Origin of the sequence: Streptomyces sp. BR1 (assembly GCF_052373795.1) — a bacterium.
Classification (GTDB): domain Bacteria; phylum Actinomycetota; class Actinomycetes; order Streptomycetales; family Streptomycetaceae; genus Streptomyces.
Window position 1 is genome coordinate 5,061,632 of sequence record NZ_CM126252.1, and the last position, 16,552, is coordinate 5,078,183.

The window sequence follows — 16,552 nt, forward strand, 5'->3', positions numbered from 1 at the left end:
CGCGAGTACGGCATCACGGGCGCTGGTTCTTCTTGCGCGAGCTGACCAGGAAGCCCACGCCGACGCTCGCCACGAAGAACACGCCGACGATCCACCACACCGACGTGTTGGAGTCCTTCTTCTTCGTGGACTCGGCGGACGGCTTCTGGGCGGCGGCGGACGCGTCGGACGCCGGGGCCGGGCCGGTCGCGTTCAGCTGCTTGACCAGGTCGGCGCCGCCGAAGTTCTTCGGGTCGGCGCCGGTGGCGTTGGCGGCGAGGACGAGCTGGGCGTACGCGGCCGGGCCGTTGTCCTTGGCCCAGGCGGCCGTGTTCTTCTCCAGCCACGCCAGGGATTGCTTGGCCTGGTCGGCGAGGCCGTCGGTGGCCAGCGAGACGACGGCGTCGGCGGTGTTGCCGTAGTCGGGCTGGCTCTCGGCGCCCGGCATCGCGGAGTTGAGGTGGCCCGTCTTGGCCATGGTCCTGGCGAGGTACGCGGCGCCGTTGTGCGCGGCCTGCTCCGGCGTCGACGCCTTCTCGCACGCCGTGCCCTTCGCGTCGGGCTGACCGGCGGTGGCGGCGAGGCCCTTGCCGTGGGCGGCGGTGACGGCGGCGGCACTGGCGTCACCGTTCGCGTACAGCTTTCCGGTCTTCAGGTCGCCCTGGTACGCGAACGCGCCGCTGCCCGGCGAGCTGTCGCACGGCAGCGCGAAGGTGAGGAGCGCGTCCAGCGGCGACTTGCCGCCCTTGGCGGACTTGACGTCGGCGGGCTTCTCACCGGCGGCGGCGAGCGCGCCGATGACGACCGAGGTGGAGTTGGCGTCGCTCTTGCCGCCGGGGTTGAAGGCCCAGCCGCCGTCGTCGTTCTGGACGCTCTTGAGCCAGGAGACGCCCTTCTTCACGACGTCCTGCTGCCCGCCGAGCGAGACGAGGGCCTGGACGGCGGCCGAGGTGGCGTTGGTGTCGGGCATCGTCTTGGCGTCGCACGGCTTGGTGGCGTCGGCGCGGTACGAGGCGAACGCGCCGCTCTCGCACTGCTGGCCGGTGAGCCAGGTTATGGCCTGCGCGGCGGGCTTCACGCCCACGGTGCTCTGGGCGAGCAGGGCGAGCGACTGGCGCCAGACTCCGTCGTACGTCGGGTCCTTGGTGCCGTACAGGCCCTGCGGGATCGTCGCCGGGGCATTCGCCGATGGCGCGGTGCCGTCGGCGAAGGCGGGTGCGGCTCCGCCGAGGACGACGGTGGCGGCGGCGAGCGCTGCGGCGCAGCGGCGTGCGGTCATGGCGGGCGGTGCCTCTCCTGCGGGCCGGGCAGGCGCGCGGGACGCGCTGGCTCCGGCTCCGTGTACCTCGACGGGGCCGGTCACCGACGTGCTTGCCGGTGACCCGAGCCGGCACATGTCCGCCGGGGCGGTCCGGCTTGCCGCCGGCTTTTGCGGCGGTTCACGGATTGGGGTCTCCCCTGCTCCTTAAGAGCTTGGGGAAGGGTCAGCGCCGGTTTTGCACCGGCTTTCCCCCGTACGGGCATGGACGACGGGCCCACTGTACCGGGGGTGGAGATGGCGGTTCCCGCCTGGGAGCCCCCACCCCGCCCCTTCCCTGAACCCTCCGGGGGCGGGTGGGGGTGGAGGTGGTTTCCCGGGGGTGGGGCCCCCGGACCCCCGGGCGGGGGCTGCGCCCCCTGCACCCCGCTTCGGGGCTTCGCCCCGGACCCCGGCTGGGGGTGGGTGGGTGAGCGGGGCTGCGCCCCTGGGGCGGGTGGGTATGTGGGGGCTCCGCCCCGGACTTCCGGCTGCGGGCCGGTGGTCGGCTGTGTCCACCCGTTCCGCCGTGCGGAACGCCTGCCCACAACCGAGGGGAGCAAGAACGGTGGCTGGACGCCGGGCGTCGGTCCGTAGTCTGTCGGTACCCTGCGGGGCGTGGACGTATGGCCGCCGGAACTGGACCCGCTTCCCGAGCCCGAGCCTCTGGTGACGCCTGAGATCACCGAGGCTTCGTGCCGGAAGTGCGGTACGCGGGTGTCCGGCCTCGACGGCCGTTACGCGTGCGGGGTCTGCGGCTGGACCAACGACTGGTCCGAGGGGCATCGCCCCCTGCCCAGCACAGAGGACGACCCCGACTATCCGGGCCCCGGAGCCTCACCCGTGAACCCGCTGGCCCGCTGAACCCCGCCACGCTCACGCCTCATGTGCCCGGGGTGGGGCATCACACCGCCCTGTACGTCACCGGGTCCCCCGGTACCGGCTCCGCCAAGTCCGCCTTCACCAGGCGCCGTACATGCGCCTCCGCCTCCGATACCGCGATGTTGCGGGAGCCGTACGGGATGTCGGACCAGGGGCGGTTCCACTCCATTCTTTCCGCCAGTTGCCAGGGAGTTAGAGGGGTCGAGAGGAGGTGGAGAAGGGACCTTAGACGGTCCTCGTGGTGCGTCAGGAGTTCGGTCACCCTCCCCGCCGCGTCCCCGAACGCGTGCTCATGGGCCGGTAGTACCTCCGCCACTCCCAGGCGGCCCACCCGTTCCAGGGACGAGAGGTAGTCGCCCAGGGGATCCGTCACCGTCGTGTCGTCGGGGTCCTCGTACAGGCCGATGTGCGGGGTGATGCCGGGCAGCAGGTGGTCGCCCGAGAACAGGCGGCCGTGGCCCGGGCGGTTCGCGGGGTGGTCCTCCTCCAGGTGCAGGCACACATGGCCGGGGGTGTGGCCGGGAGTCCAGATCGCGCGCAGGCGGCGGCCCGGCAGCGGGAGCAGGTCGCCGGGGACGATCTCCCGGTCCGGCAGCGCCGCCCGCAGGCCCGGCAGGCTCCGCCCGCCCCCCTTCGCCCGTGCCGCCCGCAGCGGCGCCATGTGCTCGTCCGGCGCCCCGGCCGACGTCAGCCGCTCTGTCAAGTAGTCCAGCCACACGGCCGGTTCGGCCTCCCGGACCCTGCGTACCACCGCCGTGTCCGCCGCGTGCATCGCCAGCCATGCCCCGGATGCTTCGCGTACCCGGGCCGACAACCCGTGGTGGTCCGGGTGGTGGTGGGTCAGCACCACCCCCTGGATGTCACCTACATCCGTGCCCAGTGAAGTCAGGCCGTCCGTCAGTGCGTCCCATGAACTCGGGTCGTCCCACCCCGTGTCCACCAGCACCGGACCCGTGTCCGTCTCGATCACGTACACCAGCGTGTGGCCCAGCGGGTTGTCCGGGATCGGCACCCTCAGGGAATGGACGCCCCCTCCATGGTCGGTCACCGCACCACCTCCGCCGTCGTCCGCCGCCCCCGCACCCAGGCGTTCACGTCACAGTAGAACGCGTTTCAGTCAGGCCTCAAGGGCCACCGAGTGCCTTCCCGGTCCGTGGACTCCTCGTACTAGAACTGGTATCAGTTCTTGCGGATGTACATATCTGAAATGCCGTCAGGAATCTGGCCTGCGGGAGGCGTCACGCCATGTCCGAGCTCGTGGAACACGTACAGCTGTACATCGGTGGGGAGTTGGTCCGGCCACACTCCGCCGACACCATCGAAGTCATCTCGCCCCACACCGAACAGGTCATCGGCCGCGTGCCGCACGCGTCCCGGGACGATGTCGACCGGGCCGTGGGCGTCGCGCGGCGGGCGTTCGACGAGGGGCCCTGGCCGCGGATGGCGCTGACCGAGCGCATCGAGGTCGTCGGTCGTATCAAGGACGCCATCGCGGTACGGCATGAGGAGATCGCGCGGACCATCAGCGCGCAGAACGGGTCGCCGTACTCCTGGAGCGTGCTCGCGCAGGCGCTCGGGGCCATGATGGTCTGGGACTCGGCTATCACGGTGGCGCGCGACTTCCCGTACGAGGAGCGGCGGGCCGGGGTGCTCGGGCCGATCCTGGTGCGGCGCGAGCCGGTGGGGGTCGTGGCGGCCGTGGTGCCGTGGAACGTGCCGCAGTTCGTCGCCGCCGCCAAGCTCGCGCCCGCGCTGCTCGCGGGGTGCTCGGTGGTGCTGAAGCCGTCGCCCGAGTCGCCCCTCGACTCGTACATACTCGGCGAGATCGCCCGGGAGGCCGGGCTGCCGGAGGGCGTGCTCTCCATCCTGCCCGCCGACCGCGAGGTCAGCGAGTACCTGGTCGGGCACCCGGGGATCGACAAGGTGTCGTTCACCGGGTCGGTCGCGGCCGGCAAGCGCGTGATGGAGGTCGCCGCGCGCAACCTCACCCGGGTCACGCTGGAACTGGGCGGCAAGTCCGCCGCCGTCGTCCTGCCGGACGCCGATCTCGCCGCCACCGTCGCCGGGGTCGTCCCGGCAGCCTGGATGAACAACGGGCAGGCGTGCGTGGCCCAGACCCGGATCCTCGCGCCCGCGAGCCGCTACGACGAGTTCGCCGACGCCTTCGCGGCCGCCGCGGGCCAACTCGTCGTCGGAGACCCGCTGGACGCGGCCACCCAGGTCGGGCCGCTCGTCGCCAAACGGCAGCAGCAGCGCTCTCTCGACTACATCCGGATCGGGCAGGAGGAGGGCGCCAAGATCCTTGCGGGAGGCGGGCGTCCGGCCGGGCAGGACAAGGGGTGGTACGTCGAGCCCACGCTCTTCGGCGGTGTCGACAACTCCATGCGGATCGCCCGCGAGGAGATCTTCGGGCCGGTGATCTGTCTGCTCCCGTACGACGACGAGGCCGAGGCGCTGAAGATCGCGAACGACTCCCCGTACGGGCTGAGCGGCAGTGTGTGGACCGGTGACGTCGAGCACGGCATCGACTTCGCGCGGCAGGTGCGCACCGGCACGTTCAATGTGAACACCTTCAGCCTCGACATGCTGGGCCCGTTCGGTGGCTACAAGGAGTCCGGTCTGGGGCGGGAGTTCGGGCCCGAGGGGCTCGGCGAGTACCTGGAGCACAAGATGGTCCACCTGCCCGCCGGATATGGCGGTGAGGCGTGATGGGCGACCGCTGGCACGTCGAGGTCGACCGGAGCGTGTGCATCGGCTCCGGTATGTGCGTGAACACCGCGCCGGGCTCCTTCGCGCTCGACACCGCCCGCCAGTCCCGGCCCACGGCCGCCGACACCGACGCCAACGAGCAGGTGCTCGCGGCGGCGGAGGGGTGCCCGGTGGAGGCGATCGGCATCTCGCTCCTCGACTCGGGGGAGGCCGTCTTCCCGCCGGAGGAGTAACCGGAGTGGCAAAAGGGGTCCGTTCTCAAACGATCGAACAGAAGTTGACGCGTGCGTACCGCACGGCGACCCCGTGACATCCGCGACTGTCCGGCTCCCCGGCGGCATGGCACCTTCGTTGCCACGCCACCGAGGGGGGAAGCGATGGACAAGCGGTACGAGGTCTTCTGCCTGGCCGACAGGTATTTCTACGAGACTCCGGACCGCTTGTCCTTCTCCGCGCTCGCCGGAACCGACGCGACCGTCACGCTCTTCGAGGCCGCCAAACGCCCGGTCCCCGAGGGGTGGCAGACCTCCCTCTCCGGGGACTGGCTCAATTTCAGCCCGGTGGACGCGGCCGGTGAGCCGCGCCCGGGCCGACCCCGGCAGGGCTGGAAGATCCATGTCTCGGCGTGTCTGGACAACGCCGAGAAGATGGCGGCCCAGGTGTGGGAGTACTGCGTCCCGCGGGCGATCCCGTTCAAGTTCGTCCCCGGCCGCCAGCCGCTGCACCTGCGCAACTCCAAGTACGCCGGACGCGGTTCGAGCGGCAAGTTCGCCACGATCTACCCGGCCGACCCGGGCGAGCTGGAGAGCATCCTGCACGAGCTGGGCGACCTCCTCGACGGCGAGCCCGGGCCGTACATCCTGACCGACCTGCGGTGGAACTCCGGGCCCCTGTACGTGCGTTACGGGGGATTCGCCAAGCGGCACTGCGTGGACGAGGACGGCGCGCTCGTCCCCGCGATCGAGAACCCCCAGGGCGTCCTGGTCCCCGACCGAAGAGACCCCGCCTTCCAGGTACCCGAGTGGGTGGCGCTGCCCGCGTTCCTGCGCCCGCAGCTGGACGCCCGCAACGCGACGACGGTGAGTGATCTTCCGTACCGCATCGAGAAGGCGCTGCACTTCTCCAACGGCGGTGGGGTGTACGCCGGAACGGACACCCGGGACGGCAGCAAGGTCGTCCTGAAGGAGGCCCGGCCGCACGCGGGGCTCGCCGCCGACGGCAGTGACGCGGTGGCCCGCCTGGAGCGTGAGAAGGCCGCACTGGAACGTATCTCCGGCCTCGGTGTCGCCCCCGAGGTGCGCGACTGGTTCGAACTCGGCGAACACCGCTTCCTCGTCATGGAGTTCCTTGAGGGGCGCACCCTCAACGCGTTCTTCGCCGAGCGGCACCCGCTGCTCGCCGTCGACCCGGACCCGGACGCGGTGGCCTCGTACACGAGTTGGGCGCTCGGGATCCACCGGGCGGTGGAGCGGGCCGTGGCGGCGGTGCACTCGCGCGGGCTCGTCTGCAACGACCTGCACATGTTCAACGTGATGGTCGGGCCGGACGAGGACGGCGAACCGGCCGTGCGGCTGCTCGACTTCGAGGGCGCGGTGCCGCTGGCCGAGCACCGGGGGCAGACCATGGCCCACCCCGGGTTCGTGGCGCCCCGCGACCGCACCGGCTTCGAGGTCGACGCGTACGCGCTGGCCTGTCTGCGGCTCGCGCTCTTCGTGCCGATGACGACGCTGCTCGCGGTCGACCGGGAGAAGGCGGCGCATCTGGCCGAGGTCGCGGCCGGCCAGTTCCCCGGGGTGCCGAAAGGTTTCTTCGAGGAGGCGGTGCGGGTCATCCGGGGTGCGCAGGCGCCCGTGCGGAAGCCGTATCTGCCCGCCCGGCCCGACGAGTGGCCCGCCGGGCGCGAGTCCATGGTCCGCGCGATCCTCGCCTCCGCGACGCCCGAACGCGACGACCGGCTCTTTCCCGGCGACATCTCCCAGTTCGCCGACGGTGGCGGCCTCGGCGTCGCGCACGGCGCGGCCGGAGTGCTCTACGCGCTGGACGCCACCGGCGCCGGGCGCCACCACGACGGCGAGGACTGGCTCCTTCGGCACACCGACCCGCCGCCCGCCGGAACCCCGCTCGGCTTCTACGACGGGCTGAGCGGCGTCGCGTACGTCCTGGACCGGCTAGGCCACACCGACCGCGCCCTCGACCTGGTCGACCGGGTGCTCGACGAGAAGTGGCAGCGGCTCTCGCCCACGCTGCACGGGGGCCTGGCCGGGCTCGGGCTCGCCCTGGACTCGCTCGGCCGCACCACCGGCGAGAGCGATCTGCGCGACCGGGCCCTGGAAGCGGCCTGGACCATCGCCGGGCAACCGGCGCCCGAGGCCGGAACGCGGGTGCGTGCCGGGCTGATGCACGGTGCCAGCGGCCCCGCGCTGCTCTTCCTGCGGCTGTACGAGCACACCCGCGAGCCCGCGCTGCTCGACCACGCCGCCGAGTTCCTGCGCCGCGACCTCGCCCGCTGCGTACCCGACCGGTCGGGCGCCCTCCAGGTCGACGAGGGCGTGCGCACCATGCCCTACCTCGGGTCGGGCGGCGTCGGCATCGCCATGGTGCTCGACGACTTCCTTATCCACCGCGACGACGAGGAGTTCGCGCGGGCCAGGGCCGCGATCCTGCCCACCGCGCGGCAGCGCTACTACGCCCAGCCGGGGCTGTTCAACGGCCGCGCGGGCATGGTCCTGCACCTCGCCCGCACCCGCGCCCCGCGCGAGGACCTGGCCGCGCAGAGCGCCGCGCTCGCCTGGTACGCCGTGCCCTACCAGGGCCATCTCGCCTTTCCCGGCAACCAGATGATGCGGCTCTCGATGGACCTCGCGACCGGCACGGCGGGCTGTCTGCTCGCCGTCGGTTCGCTGCCCGGCGCCGCCTCGGCCCGCCGGCGGCCCGCCGGGCTGCCCTTCCTGCCGCCGCTTCCGGCGGCCCCCAAGACGGCCCCGCGAGGGGCCGGACGGTGAACCCGTCCCCACGGAAAGATCCCGACGAAAAAGGAGATGGCGATGACCCTTCTCGACCTGCAGAAGATGGACATCGAGGACAAGGGCGACCACGGCGGTCACGGCGGCGAGAGCAGCGTGAGCTTGCTTCTCTGTGACAGCACGGCCAGCGTCCTGCTCTGCCTCTGAGCACCGGACACTGTGATCAATCCCTGTTCCAACGGTTCCGTCCGATCGACCTGATCAACGCTGATCGATCCGGCTGCACCGATCGATCCTGATCACTGTGTGCGAAGCGGCCCCGGGCGGTTCTGCTCAACCGCCCGGGGTACGCGCGCTCCGGAGGGCACGCATGGCACAGCGCCCCAGGGCACCGAGGACACCGCGCCCCTTCCTGCGCGAGACCGTCCGGAACGGCGCGGCCCCCGCCGCCCTCGTCCTGGTCCTGACCACCGCGCTCGCCGGTGCGGGCCTCGCCTTCCCGTGGGCGCTCGGCCACAGCCTCGACCTGCTGCTCGGCGACGACCGCGCGGCCGCCGGGCCCTGGCTCGCGCTGTGCGCGGCCCTCACCGGACTCACCGTCGTGCTCGGCGCCCTCGACGGCCTGGTCACCGCGACCGCCAACGCCCGCAGCACCGCGTGGATACGGGACCGGGTGCTGCGGCACGTACTCGCGGCCGGGCCGGGCTCCGGGGCCGCCAAGGGCGACCTGGTGGCCCGGCTCGTCGGCAACGCGGCCCAGGCCGGGCCCGTGCCCGCCACCCTCGCGGCCACCTTCGGCGCCGCGCTCACCCCGGTCGGCGCTCTGGTGGCGCTGGTGCTCACCGACTGGTGGACGGCGCTCGCGCTGCTCGTCGGGATGCCCGTACTCGCGCTGCTGCTCAAGGTGTTCATGCGCACCTCCGGCGACACCAACGCCGCCTATCTGCGCGCCCAGGGCGAGATCGCCGGGCGGCTCACCGAAGCCGTCGAGGGCGCCCGTACGATCGCGGCCGCCGGGACCGCCGAGCGGGACGCGGTCCGGGTGCTGGCCCCGCTGCCCGAACTCTCCGCCCAGGGCCACCGCATGTGGCGCGTCACCGGCCGCTCCACCGCCCAGGCCGCTGCCCTGCTCCCGCTGCTCCAGCTCATCGTGCTCGCGGTCGCCGGGCTGCGGCTCGCCGACGGGGCGCTGACCGTCGGGGGGATGCTCGCGGCCTGGCGGTACGCGGTCCTCGCCACCGGCACCGGCGTCCTGGTCGGCCAGCTCAACGGCCTGGTACGCGGCCGCACCGCCTCCGACCGTCTCGCGGAGGCGCTGGTCCCGGAGGTCATGACGTACGGGAGTCGCCAACTGCCCGATGGTGAAGGGGCGTTGGAGTTACGGAGTGTCTGCGACGGGCCGCTGCGCGATGTCGATCTGTATGTGCCCGGTGGGGTGGTGGCCGCCGTGGTGGGGCGCTCCGGGAGTGGCAAGACGGCGCTCGCGGCGGTCGCGGGGCGGCTGAGGGATCCCGAGCGGGGGACGGTCCTGGTGGACGGGGTCCCGCTGCCCGAACTCTCCCGGGACGCGCTGCGCCGCGAGATCGGCCACGCCTTCGCGCGCCCGGCGCTGCTGGGCGCGACCGTCGGCGGGACGATCGCGTTCGGCGTGGATGAACCCGGCCCTGAGGCGATCCGGACCGCCGCGCGGGCGGCCTGCGCCGATGACTTCGTGCGCAGACTCCCGCTCGGCTACGACACGCCCTGCGCACAGGCGCCGATGTCCGGCGGGGAGGCCCAACGCCTTGGCCTGGCACGGGCGTTCGCGCACTGCGGGCGGCTGCTGATCCTGGACGACGCCACCTCCAGCCTGGACTCGGCGACCGAGCTGAAGGTCTCCCGCGCACTCCTCGACGGCCTGAGCCCGGGCACCCGCCTCGTCGTCGCCCACCGGGTGAGCACCGCGGCCCGTGCCGATCTGGTGGTCTGGCTGGACGGTGGCACGGTCCGTGCGACGGCCCCGCACGAGGAGCTGTGGCGGCTGCCGGAGTACCGGGCGGTGTTCGCGGAGGAGCCGGAGGGCTCGTACGAGCCGGGGGAGTCGGTCGATGCTTGAGCGGCTGCTCGCGCTCGCGCGCCCCCGGTGGCGGGTGCTGCTCCGGCTCGCGGCGTGGTCGGCGCTCGAAGCGGGCGAGACGTTCCTGCTGGGATACGCGCTGGCCCGCGCCCTCGACCGGGGCTTCCTGGCCGGGCACACCTCGGTCGGCATCGGCTGGCTGGCGCTCGCCGCGCTCGGCGTGGTGGCCGGGTCCTTCGGCACCGGCCGGGTGCATCTGGCCGTCGCCGCGCTCGTCGAACCCGTACGGGACGATCTCGTACGCACCGTCGTGCGCCGGGCGTTGCGCGAGCCGGACGGGGCGGCGGTCTCGCGGCTGACCCACCAGGTGGAGATCGCCCGCGACACGCTCGCCGGGCTGGTGATGGTGTCGCGGACCTTCGTGGTCACGGCGGTGGGCGCGCTGATCGGGCTCTGCTCGCTCGCGCCCGTTCTGCTGCCGGTCGTGGCGCTGCCGCTGGCCGTCGGGCTCGCCCTGTTCCTGGCCACCCTGCGACCGCTGGCCCGGCGCCAGGAGGAGTTCCTGGTCGCGGACGAGGCGCTGTCCGCCGAACTCGGCCTCGCGGTGGGCGGGTTACGGGACATCACGGCGGCCGGGGCCGAGGACCGGGTCGCGGACGACGTACGGGCCCGGATCGACGCCGAGTACCGCGCGTCCCGTTCGCTGGCCCGCTGGGGCGCGCTGCGGACGCTGGCGGCGGGGGTCGGCGGGCGGATGACGGTGGTGCTGCTGCTCGCGACCGCGCCGTGGCTGCTGGATCACGGGGTGACCCCGGGTGCGTTCGTCGGCGCTCTCGCGTATCTCACGCAGTCCTTGATCCCGGCCCTGCAGTCGCTGACCCAGGGGCTCGGTACTTCGGGGGCGCGGCTGTTCGTGGTGCTGCGGAGGCTGCGGGAGGGGAGTGACGAGGTGCAGGTCGCGAGCCCTGTACAAGCTGTATGCCCCGGTCCCGGCGAGGCCGTGCGTCTGCGCGAGGTCACCTTCGCGTACGGCCCCGGCGCAGCCCCCGTCGTCGACCGCCTCGACCTCACCGTCCCGCTCGGCGGGCACCTCGCCGTCGTCGGGCCCAGCGGAATCGGCAAGTCCACCCTGGCCGAGCTCATGGCCGGGGTGCGGGTCCCGGACTCCGGTGAGGTCGCCCGGGAGTGCGCGCGGGTGCTCGTACCCCAGCAGGCGTACGTCTTCACCGACACGGTCCGCGCCAACCTCGCCCATCTGTGCCCCGGCGAGCCGCCGGGCGACGCCGAACTGCTCGGCTCCTGCACGGCCGTGGGCGCCCGCGCTCTCGTCGACCGGCTCGGCGGGCTCGACGCCACCGTCCGGCCGGGCGAACTCTCCGCTGGGGAGCGGCAGTTGATCGCGCTCGCCCGTGCCCACGCGGCCCCCGCTCCGCTGGTCCTGCTCGACGAGGCGACCTGCCATCTGGACCCGGCGGCCGAGGCGCGCGCCGAGCGGGCGTTCACGCGACGGCCCGGGACGACGCTGGTCGTCGTGGCGCACCGGATCGGCTCGGCGCGGCGGGCTCAGCAGGTGCTCGTCCTGGGTGGCGCCGCCGTCGAAGCGGGGACGCACGACGAGTTGATCCAACGATCGGCCTTCTACCGGGAGTTGACCGGATTACACCCATCCCTCGCCCTGCGAGATGCGGATGGCGTCCACCCGGTTGCGCGCTCCGGTCTTGCGGGTGATCGCCGCCATGTAGTTGCGCACGGTCCCGTTGGACAGATGGAGGCTGTGCGCGATGTCGGCGATCGAGGCGCCCTCGGCGGCGAGTGAGAGGACGCTCAGCTCCCGTCTTGTCAGCGGCATTTCGGCAGCCCGCAGAAAACCGCAGCCCAGCGAGTCGTCCACGAACCGCTGCCCGCCGGCGACCTGCCGTATCGCCGCGATCAGCCGCTCCGGGGTGGCGTCCTTGTCGACATAGCCGAGCGCGTGGGCCTCCACGGCCTGGCGCAGCGGCCCGGGCCGGTTGGCGCTGGCCAGGACCACGAGCCGGGTGCCGCCCGGACCGTGGCCGCGGCTCTGTAACTCGCCAAGGGGCGCGATGCCGTACGAGTCGGAACAGTCCAGGTCCACGGCGCACACATCCGGCCGCAGGACGCGCGCGCGGGCGGGCGCCGAGCGCCACGGCGCGTGGTGGACCTCCAGACCGGGCTCACGGGCCAGGCGGTCGGCCAGCGCCGACCGCATCAGACAGGATTCGTGCACGAGAAGTACCCGGATCACGTTTCAGCCCCCTCCAGCTCCCCGCCTACCGGTTGCCTTCCTTCGGCACGCGAAACATTTCTATCCGCGTCCCGGGAGAGGGGAAGCCGGATTATCGGCCACGGGGTGGCACGGGGGCGCGCACGGCGCACAGCGCGGGCGCGGACCGGTACCACCCGCCACGCGTGCGCGCCGGGCGCAAAGCGGATTCACCCCGACCGCCTCGTCCGGGGAGGCCGCAAAAGGCTTCAGGCCGTTAATGCTTCAGGCCGAGCCCGCGTCGCCCGGCTCCGGCGCCGTCAGGTCGATGAGCCGACACACCGTCTCGATGTCGATCTTCACCTGGGCGATCGAGGCCCGCCCCGACAGCCAGGTGATCAGCGCCGAGTGCCAGGTGTGCTCGATCACCCGCACCGCCGAGAGCTGGCGCGGGGTCGGGTGGTCCAGGCCCATCGCGTCCAGGATGATCGCGGTGGTCTGCCGGGACACCGTGTCCACCTCGGGGCTGACCGAGCGGTCGGCGAAGGTGAGCGCGCGGACCATCGCGTCCGCGAGGTGCGGCTCGCGCTGGAGCGCGCGGAACGCCCGCATCAGGGTCTCCGCGACCCGGTCGGCCGCCGAGTCGCCGGACGGCGGGTGCTTGCGCAGCGTGGTGTGCAGCTGCTGGAGCTGGTCCTGCATGGTGGCGACCAGCAGATGGATCTTGGACGGGAAGTAGCGGTAGAGCGTGCCGAGCGCGACCCCCGCGGCCTCGGCCACCTCGCGCATCTGGACCGCGTCGAAGCCGCCCCGGCTGGCCAGCTGGGCGCTCGCGTGCAGAATGCGGCGGCGGCGGGCCTCCTGGCGCTCGGTCAGAGCGGGGGACGCCGGAATGGCTGCTTTTGCTTCCGCTGTCATCTGTCCCGTTCCGTCGCGTCCTGGTTGCCGGTGGCACAGCATGGCAGGGGGTCCGGTGGTGGCGCGAATCACCTGATCCGGCCGTCACAGGCGGGCTACCTGCCGGTAGATTCGAACCTCCTTGAGGCTCCTCGGAGAGATCAAGAAGGATCAAGTCTGGAACTTGTTCTAGATTAGCGTGAGCGGTTACGCTCCGGCGAAACGCAGCGATGAAGGGGCCGCGAGTGACCGCTGAGGCCATAGAGGCAAGCCCCCGCGCAGGGGAGCCGGCCCGTGCGGGCGAGCGAGCCCTGCGGATCGCGCTCCTCACGTACAAGGGCAACCCGTTCTGCGGCGGCCAGGGCGTCTACGTGCGCCACCTCTCCCGCGAACTCGCCCGCCTGGGGCACAGCGTCGAGGTCATCGGCGCCCAGCCGTACCCCGTCCTGGACGAGGGCGTACCGCTGACCGAGGTCGCGAGCCTGGACCTGTACCGCTCGCCGGACCCGTTCCGTACGCCCAAGAAGGACGAGTACCGGGACTGGATCGACGCCCTTGAGGTCGCCACCATGTGGACCGGCGGGTTCCCCGAGCCGCTGACCTTCTCGCTGCGGGCCCGGCGCCATCTCGCCGCCCGCAAGGGCGAGTTCGACGTCGTCCACGACAACCAGACGCTCGGCTACGGCCTGCTCGGCGACCTCGGCGCGCCCCTGGTCACCACGATCCACCACCCGATCACCGTCGACCGGCAGCTGGAGCTGGACGCCGCCGAGGACTGGAAGCGGCGCACCTCCGTACGCCGCTGGTACGGCTTCACGCGGATGCAGAAGCGGGTCGCGCGCAGGCTGCCGTCCGTGCTCACCGTCTCCGGCTCATCCCAGCGCGAGATCGTCGAGCACCTCGGGGTGCGCGAGGACCGCATCTCCGTCGTGCACATCGGCGCCGACACCGATCTGTGGTCGCCCGATCCGTCGGTGGCCGAGGTGCCCGGCCGGATCGTGACCACCTCCAGCGCCGACGTCCCGCTCAAGGGGCTCGTCTACCTAGTCGAGGCGCTGGCCAAGGTGCGCGCCGAGCGGCCGGACGCGCATCTCGTCGTCGTCGGCAAGCGCGCCGAGGACGGGCCGGTCGCGCAGGCCATCGAGAAGTACGGACTCGGCGACGCGGTCCGGTTCGTCAAGGGCATCACCGACGCCGAACTCGTCGACCTCGTACGGTCCGCGCAGGTCAGCTGTGTGCCTTCGCTGTACGAGGGGTTCTCGCTGCCGGCCGCCGAGGCGATGGCGACGGGCACGCCGCTGCTCGCTACCACCGGCGGTGCGATCCCCGAGGTCGCCGGGCCGGACGGCGAGACCTGCCTCGCGGTACCGCCGGGCGACCCGGAAGCGCTGGCGGCGGGGCTCGTACGGCTCCTCGGCGACCAGGAGCTGCGGGCGCGGCTCGGCGCGGCCGGGCGCGAGCGGGTCCTCGACCGGTTCACCTGGGCCCGGGCGGCCCAGGGCACCGTGGAGCTCTACCGCTCCGCGATCGAAGCGAGGGGCCGCTCCGCGGCGAGGGACCGCTCCGCGGCCGGAAAGCCGACAGGGTGACCCCGTACCGCCCGGTGACCCCGCACCCCGGAGCAGTAGGCCGCTCCGCGCCCCAGAACCAAGGCCGCTCCGCGGCCTCACCGCACCTTCCGAAAGGGCAGACCCCGTGCTGACCGTCGACTTCTCCCGCTTCCCGCTCGCCCCGGGCGACCGCGTGCTCGACCTGGGCTGCGGGGCGGGACGCCATGCCTTCGAGTGCTACCGGCGCGGCGCGCAGGTCGTGGCCCTCGACCAGAACGGCGAGGAGATCCGCGAGGTCGCCAAGTGGTTCGCGGCGATGAAGGAGGCCGGGGAGGCGCCCGAGGGGGCGACCGCGACGGCCATGGAGGGTGACGCGCTCAACCTGCCGTTCCCCGACGAGTCCTTCGACGTCGTGATCATCTCCGAGGTCATGGAGCACATCCCGGACGACAAGGGCGTGCTGGCCGAGATGGTCCGCGTGCTCAAGCCCGGCGGCCGCATCGCGGTGACCGTGCCGCGCTACGGTCCCGAGAAGGTCTGCTGGGCGCTCTCGGACGAGTACCACGAGGTCGAGGGCGGCCACATCCGCATCTACAAGGCGGACGAGCTGCTCGGCAAGATGAAGGAAGCGGGCCTCAAGCCCTACGGCACGCACCATGCGCACGCGCTGCACTCGCCGTACTGGTGGCTCAAGTGCGCCTTCGGCGTCGACAACGACAAGGCGCTGCCGGTCCGCGCGTACCACAAGCTCCTGGTCTGGGACATCATGAAGAAGCCGATGGTCACGCGGCTCGCGGAGCAGGCGCTGAACCCGATCGTCGGCAAGAGCTTCGTGGCATACGCGACCAAGCCGCACCTGGCCCCGCTCGCCCCGGCCGCTTCGACCGGCAAGGCCGACGCCAAGTGACCTCACCGGAGCGGACCGAGCACCTGGTCCTGCCGGGCGTGCTCACCGCCGAACAGGCCCGGGCCACGGTGTCCGGCATCCTCGCCGGGCAGCGCGAGGACGGCGCCATACCGTGGTTCCGCGGGCACCATCTCGACCCGTGGGACCACACCGAGGCCGCGATGGCGCTGGACGCGGCGGGCGAGCACGAGGCGGCGGCGCGCGCGTACGAGTGGCTGGCGCGGCACCAGAACGCGGACGGGTCCTGGTACGCGGCGTACCACGACGGCGACTTCGAGCAGATCACCGACCGCGGCCGGGAGACCAACTTCTCCGCGTACGTGGCCGTCGGCGTCTGGCACCACTACCTCGCCACCGGCGACGACACCTTCCTCGACCGGATGTGGCCGGTGGTGTACGCGGCTGTCGAGTTCGTGCTGCGCCTCCAGCAGCCGGGCGGCCAGATCGGCTGGAAGCGCGAGGAGGACGGCACGGGCGTCAACGACGCGCTCCTGACCGGCAGTTCGTCGATCCACCACGCGCTGCGGTGCGCGCTGGCTATCGCCGAGCAGCGCGAGGAGCCGCAGCCGGACTGGGAGCTGGCGACGGGCGCGCTGGCGCACGCCGTGCGCAGCCACCCCGAGCGCTTCCTCGACAAGTCCCGCTACTCGATGGACTGGTACTACCCCGTCCTCGGCGGCGCGGTGTCCGGGCCCGAGGCCAAGTCCCGTATCGAGTCGATGTGGGACGACTTCGTGGTGCCCGGGCTCGGCGTGCGCTGTGTGCTGCCCAACCCGTGGGTCACCGGCGGCGAGAGCTGCGAACTCGCCCTGGCGCTCTGGGTGATGGGCGAGTCCGACCGGGCCCTGGAGATCCTGCAGTCCATCCAGCATCTGCGCGACGCGGAGTCGGGCATGTACTGGACGGGTTACGTCTTCGAGGGCAACCGGGCCGTCTGGCCCGAGGAGCTCACCACCTGGACGGCTGGGTCCCTGCTGCTCGCGGTGGCCGCGCTCGGCGGGGACGAGGCGACCACCGCGGTCTTCGGCGGCGAACGGCTGCCGCGGGGGCTGGCGCCGGACTGCTGCGGGTAGCTGTCCGCGTCGTTT

General features: G+C 72.5%; 13 protein-coding genes and 1 pseudogene. 10 read left to right on the top strand and 4 right to left on the bottom strand.

All coding sequences use genetic code 11. The features are described 5' to 3' along the window. Nucleotides 1-13: 13 nt before the first annotated feature. Nucleotides 14-1,258, bottom strand: coding sequence for a prenyltransferase/squalene oxidase repeat-containing protein (locus tag ACT1U9_RS22000; protein WP_444534389.1), 1,245 nt, complete (start codon nt 1,256-1,258; stop codon nt 14-16). Nucleotides 1,259-1,894: 636 nt separating this feature from the next. Here ACT1U9_RS22000 and ACT1U9_RS22005 point away from each other — a divergent pair. Next, a complete protein-coding gene (locus tag ACT1U9_RS22005) occupies nt 1,895-2,140 on the top strand; it encodes a hypothetical protein (RefSeq protein WP_317453851.1) in 246 nt (81 codons plus the stop codon). 40 nt (nt 2,141-2,180) lie between these two features. Here ACT1U9_RS22005 and ACT1U9_RS22010 read toward each other — a convergent pair whose 3' ends face one another. Beyond that, on the bottom strand, nt 2,181-3,206 hold the full coding sequence (locus ACT1U9_RS22010; RefSeq protein ID WP_444534390.1) for an MBL fold metallo-hydrolase: 1,026 nt from the start codon (nt 3,204-3,206) through the stop codon (nt 2,181-2,183). Between the two features lie 197 nt (nt 3,207-3,403). On the opposite strand from ACT1U9_RS22010, the gene ACT1U9_RS22015 reads away from it, so the two are divergent. The 6 genes and pseudogenes from ACT1U9_RS22015 to ACT1U9_RS22040 all read left to right on the top strand — a co-directional run. After that, the gene (locus ACT1U9_RS22015) at nt 3,404-4,867 is read left to right on the top strand and encodes an aldehyde dehydrogenase (protein ID WP_444534391.1); all 1,464 of its coding nucleotides are present in this window, start codon (nt 3,404-3,406) and stop codon (nt 4,865-4,867) included. Further along, nucleotides 4,867-5,100, top strand: a complete 234-nt coding sequence (locus ACT1U9_RS22020) for a ferredoxin (protein WP_188277895.1) — start codon at nt 4,867-4,869, stop codon at nt 5,098-5,100. The genes ACT1U9_RS22015 and ACT1U9_RS22020 overlap by 1 nt, the downstream gene beginning before the upstream one ends. Nucleotides 5,101-5,244: 144 nt before the next feature. Continuing rightward, the gene (lanKC, locus tag ACT1U9_RS22025) at nt 5,245-7,869 is read left to right on the top strand and encodes a class III lanthionine synthetase LanKC (RefSeq protein WP_444534392.1); all 2,625 of its coding nucleotides are present in this window, start codon (nt 5,245-5,247) and stop codon (nt 7,867-7,869) included. A gap of 42 nt (nt 7,870-7,911) precedes the next feature. Next, nucleotides 7,912-8,037, top strand: a complete 126-nt coding sequence (locus tag ACT1U9_RS22030) for a SapB/AmfS family lanthipeptide (protein WP_361425383.1) — start codon at nt 7,912-7,914, stop codon at nt 8,035-8,037. Nucleotides 8,038-8,200: 163 nt separating this feature from the next. Then, a complete protein-coding gene (locus ACT1U9_RS22035; protein ID WP_444534393.1) occupies nt 8,201-9,925 on the top strand; it encodes an ABC transporter ATP-binding protein in 1,725 nt (574 codons plus the stop codon). Nucleotides 9,926-10,640: 715 nt separating this feature from the next. Beyond that, nucleotides 10,641-11,282: pseudogene (locus ACT1U9_RS22040) on the top strand (ATP-binding cassette domain-containing protein); the annotation flags it as partial. A 261-nt stretch (nt 11,283-11,543) separates the two neighbouring features. On the opposite strand, the gene ACT1U9_RS22045 reads toward ACT1U9_RS22040, so the two are convergent. Together ACT1U9_RS22045 and ACT1U9_RS22050 are read right to left on the bottom strand one after the other, a co-directional pair. Then, complete coding sequence (locus ACT1U9_RS22045; protein ID WP_317453850.1) at nt 11,544-12,152, bottom strand: response regulator transcription factor; 609 nt, start codon at nt 12,150-12,152, stop codon at nt 11,544-11,546. Between the two features lie 243 nt (nt 12,153-12,395). Further along, the gene (locus ACT1U9_RS22050; protein ID WP_444534394.1) at nt 12,396-13,028 is read right to left on the bottom strand and encodes a TetR family transcriptional regulator; all 633 of its coding nucleotides are present in this window, start codon (nt 13,026-13,028) and stop codon (nt 12,396-12,398) included. Nucleotides 13,029-13,252: 224 nt separating this feature from the next. Here ACT1U9_RS22050 and ACT1U9_RS22055 point away from each other — a divergent pair, with 224 nt between their 5' ends. From ACT1U9_RS22055 to ACT1U9_RS22065, 3 genes are all read left to right on the top strand, one after another. Then, nucleotides 13,253-14,596: a glycosyltransferase family 4 protein gene (locus ACT1U9_RS22055; RefSeq protein WP_444534395.1), complete on the top strand. Its 1,344-nt coding sequence runs from the start codon at nt 13,253-13,255 to the stop codon at nt 14,594-14,596. 106 nt (nt 14,597-14,702) lie between these two features. Then, nucleotides 14,703-15,464, top strand: coding sequence for a class I SAM-dependent methyltransferase (locus ACT1U9_RS22060; RefSeq protein ID WP_444534396.1), 762 nt, complete (start codon nt 14,703-14,705; stop codon nt 15,462-15,464). After that, complete coding sequence (locus tag ACT1U9_RS22065) at nt 15,461-16,537, top strand: prenyltransferase/squalene oxidase repeat-containing protein (RefSeq protein ID WP_444534397.1); 1,077 nt, start codon at nt 15,461-15,463, stop codon at nt 16,535-16,537. Before ACT1U9_RS22060 ends, ACT1U9_RS22065 begins: the two co-directional genes overlap by 4 nt. The last annotated feature ends 15 nt before the right edge of the window (nt 16,538-16,552 follow it).

What these genes read in the sequence shown, in the direction of transcription:
- lanKC (WP_444534392.1), top strand. Translation starts at nt 5,245, where the DNA reads ATGGACAAGCGGTACGAGGTCTTCTGCCTGGCCGACAGGTATTTCTAC.
- ACT1U9_RS22015 (WP_444534391.1), top strand. Translation starts at nt 3,404, where the DNA reads ATGTCCGAGCTCGTGGAACACGTACAGCTGTACATCGGTGGGGAGTTG.
- ACT1U9_RS22035 (WP_444534393.1), top strand. Translation starts at nt 8,201, where the DNA reads ATGGCACAGCGCCCCAGGGCACCGAGGACACCGCGCCCCTTCCTGCGC.
- ACT1U9_RS22000 (WP_444534389.1), bottom strand. Translation starts at nt 1,258, where the DNA reads ATGACCGCACGCCGCTGCGCCGCAGCGCTCGCCGCCGCCACCGTCGTC.
- ACT1U9_RS22030 (WP_361425383.1), top strand. Translation starts at nt 7,912, where the DNA reads ATGACCCTTCTCGACCTGCAGAAGATGGACATCGAGGACAAGGGCGAC.
- ACT1U9_RS22050 (WP_444534394.1), bottom strand. Translation starts at nt 13,028, where the DNA reads ATGACAGCGGAAGCAAAAGCAGCCATTCCGGCGTCCCCCGCTCTGACC.
- ACT1U9_RS22020 (WP_188277895.1), top strand. Translation starts at nt 4,867, where the DNA reads ATGGGCGACCGCTGGCACGTCGAGGTCGACCGGAGCGTGTGCATCGGC.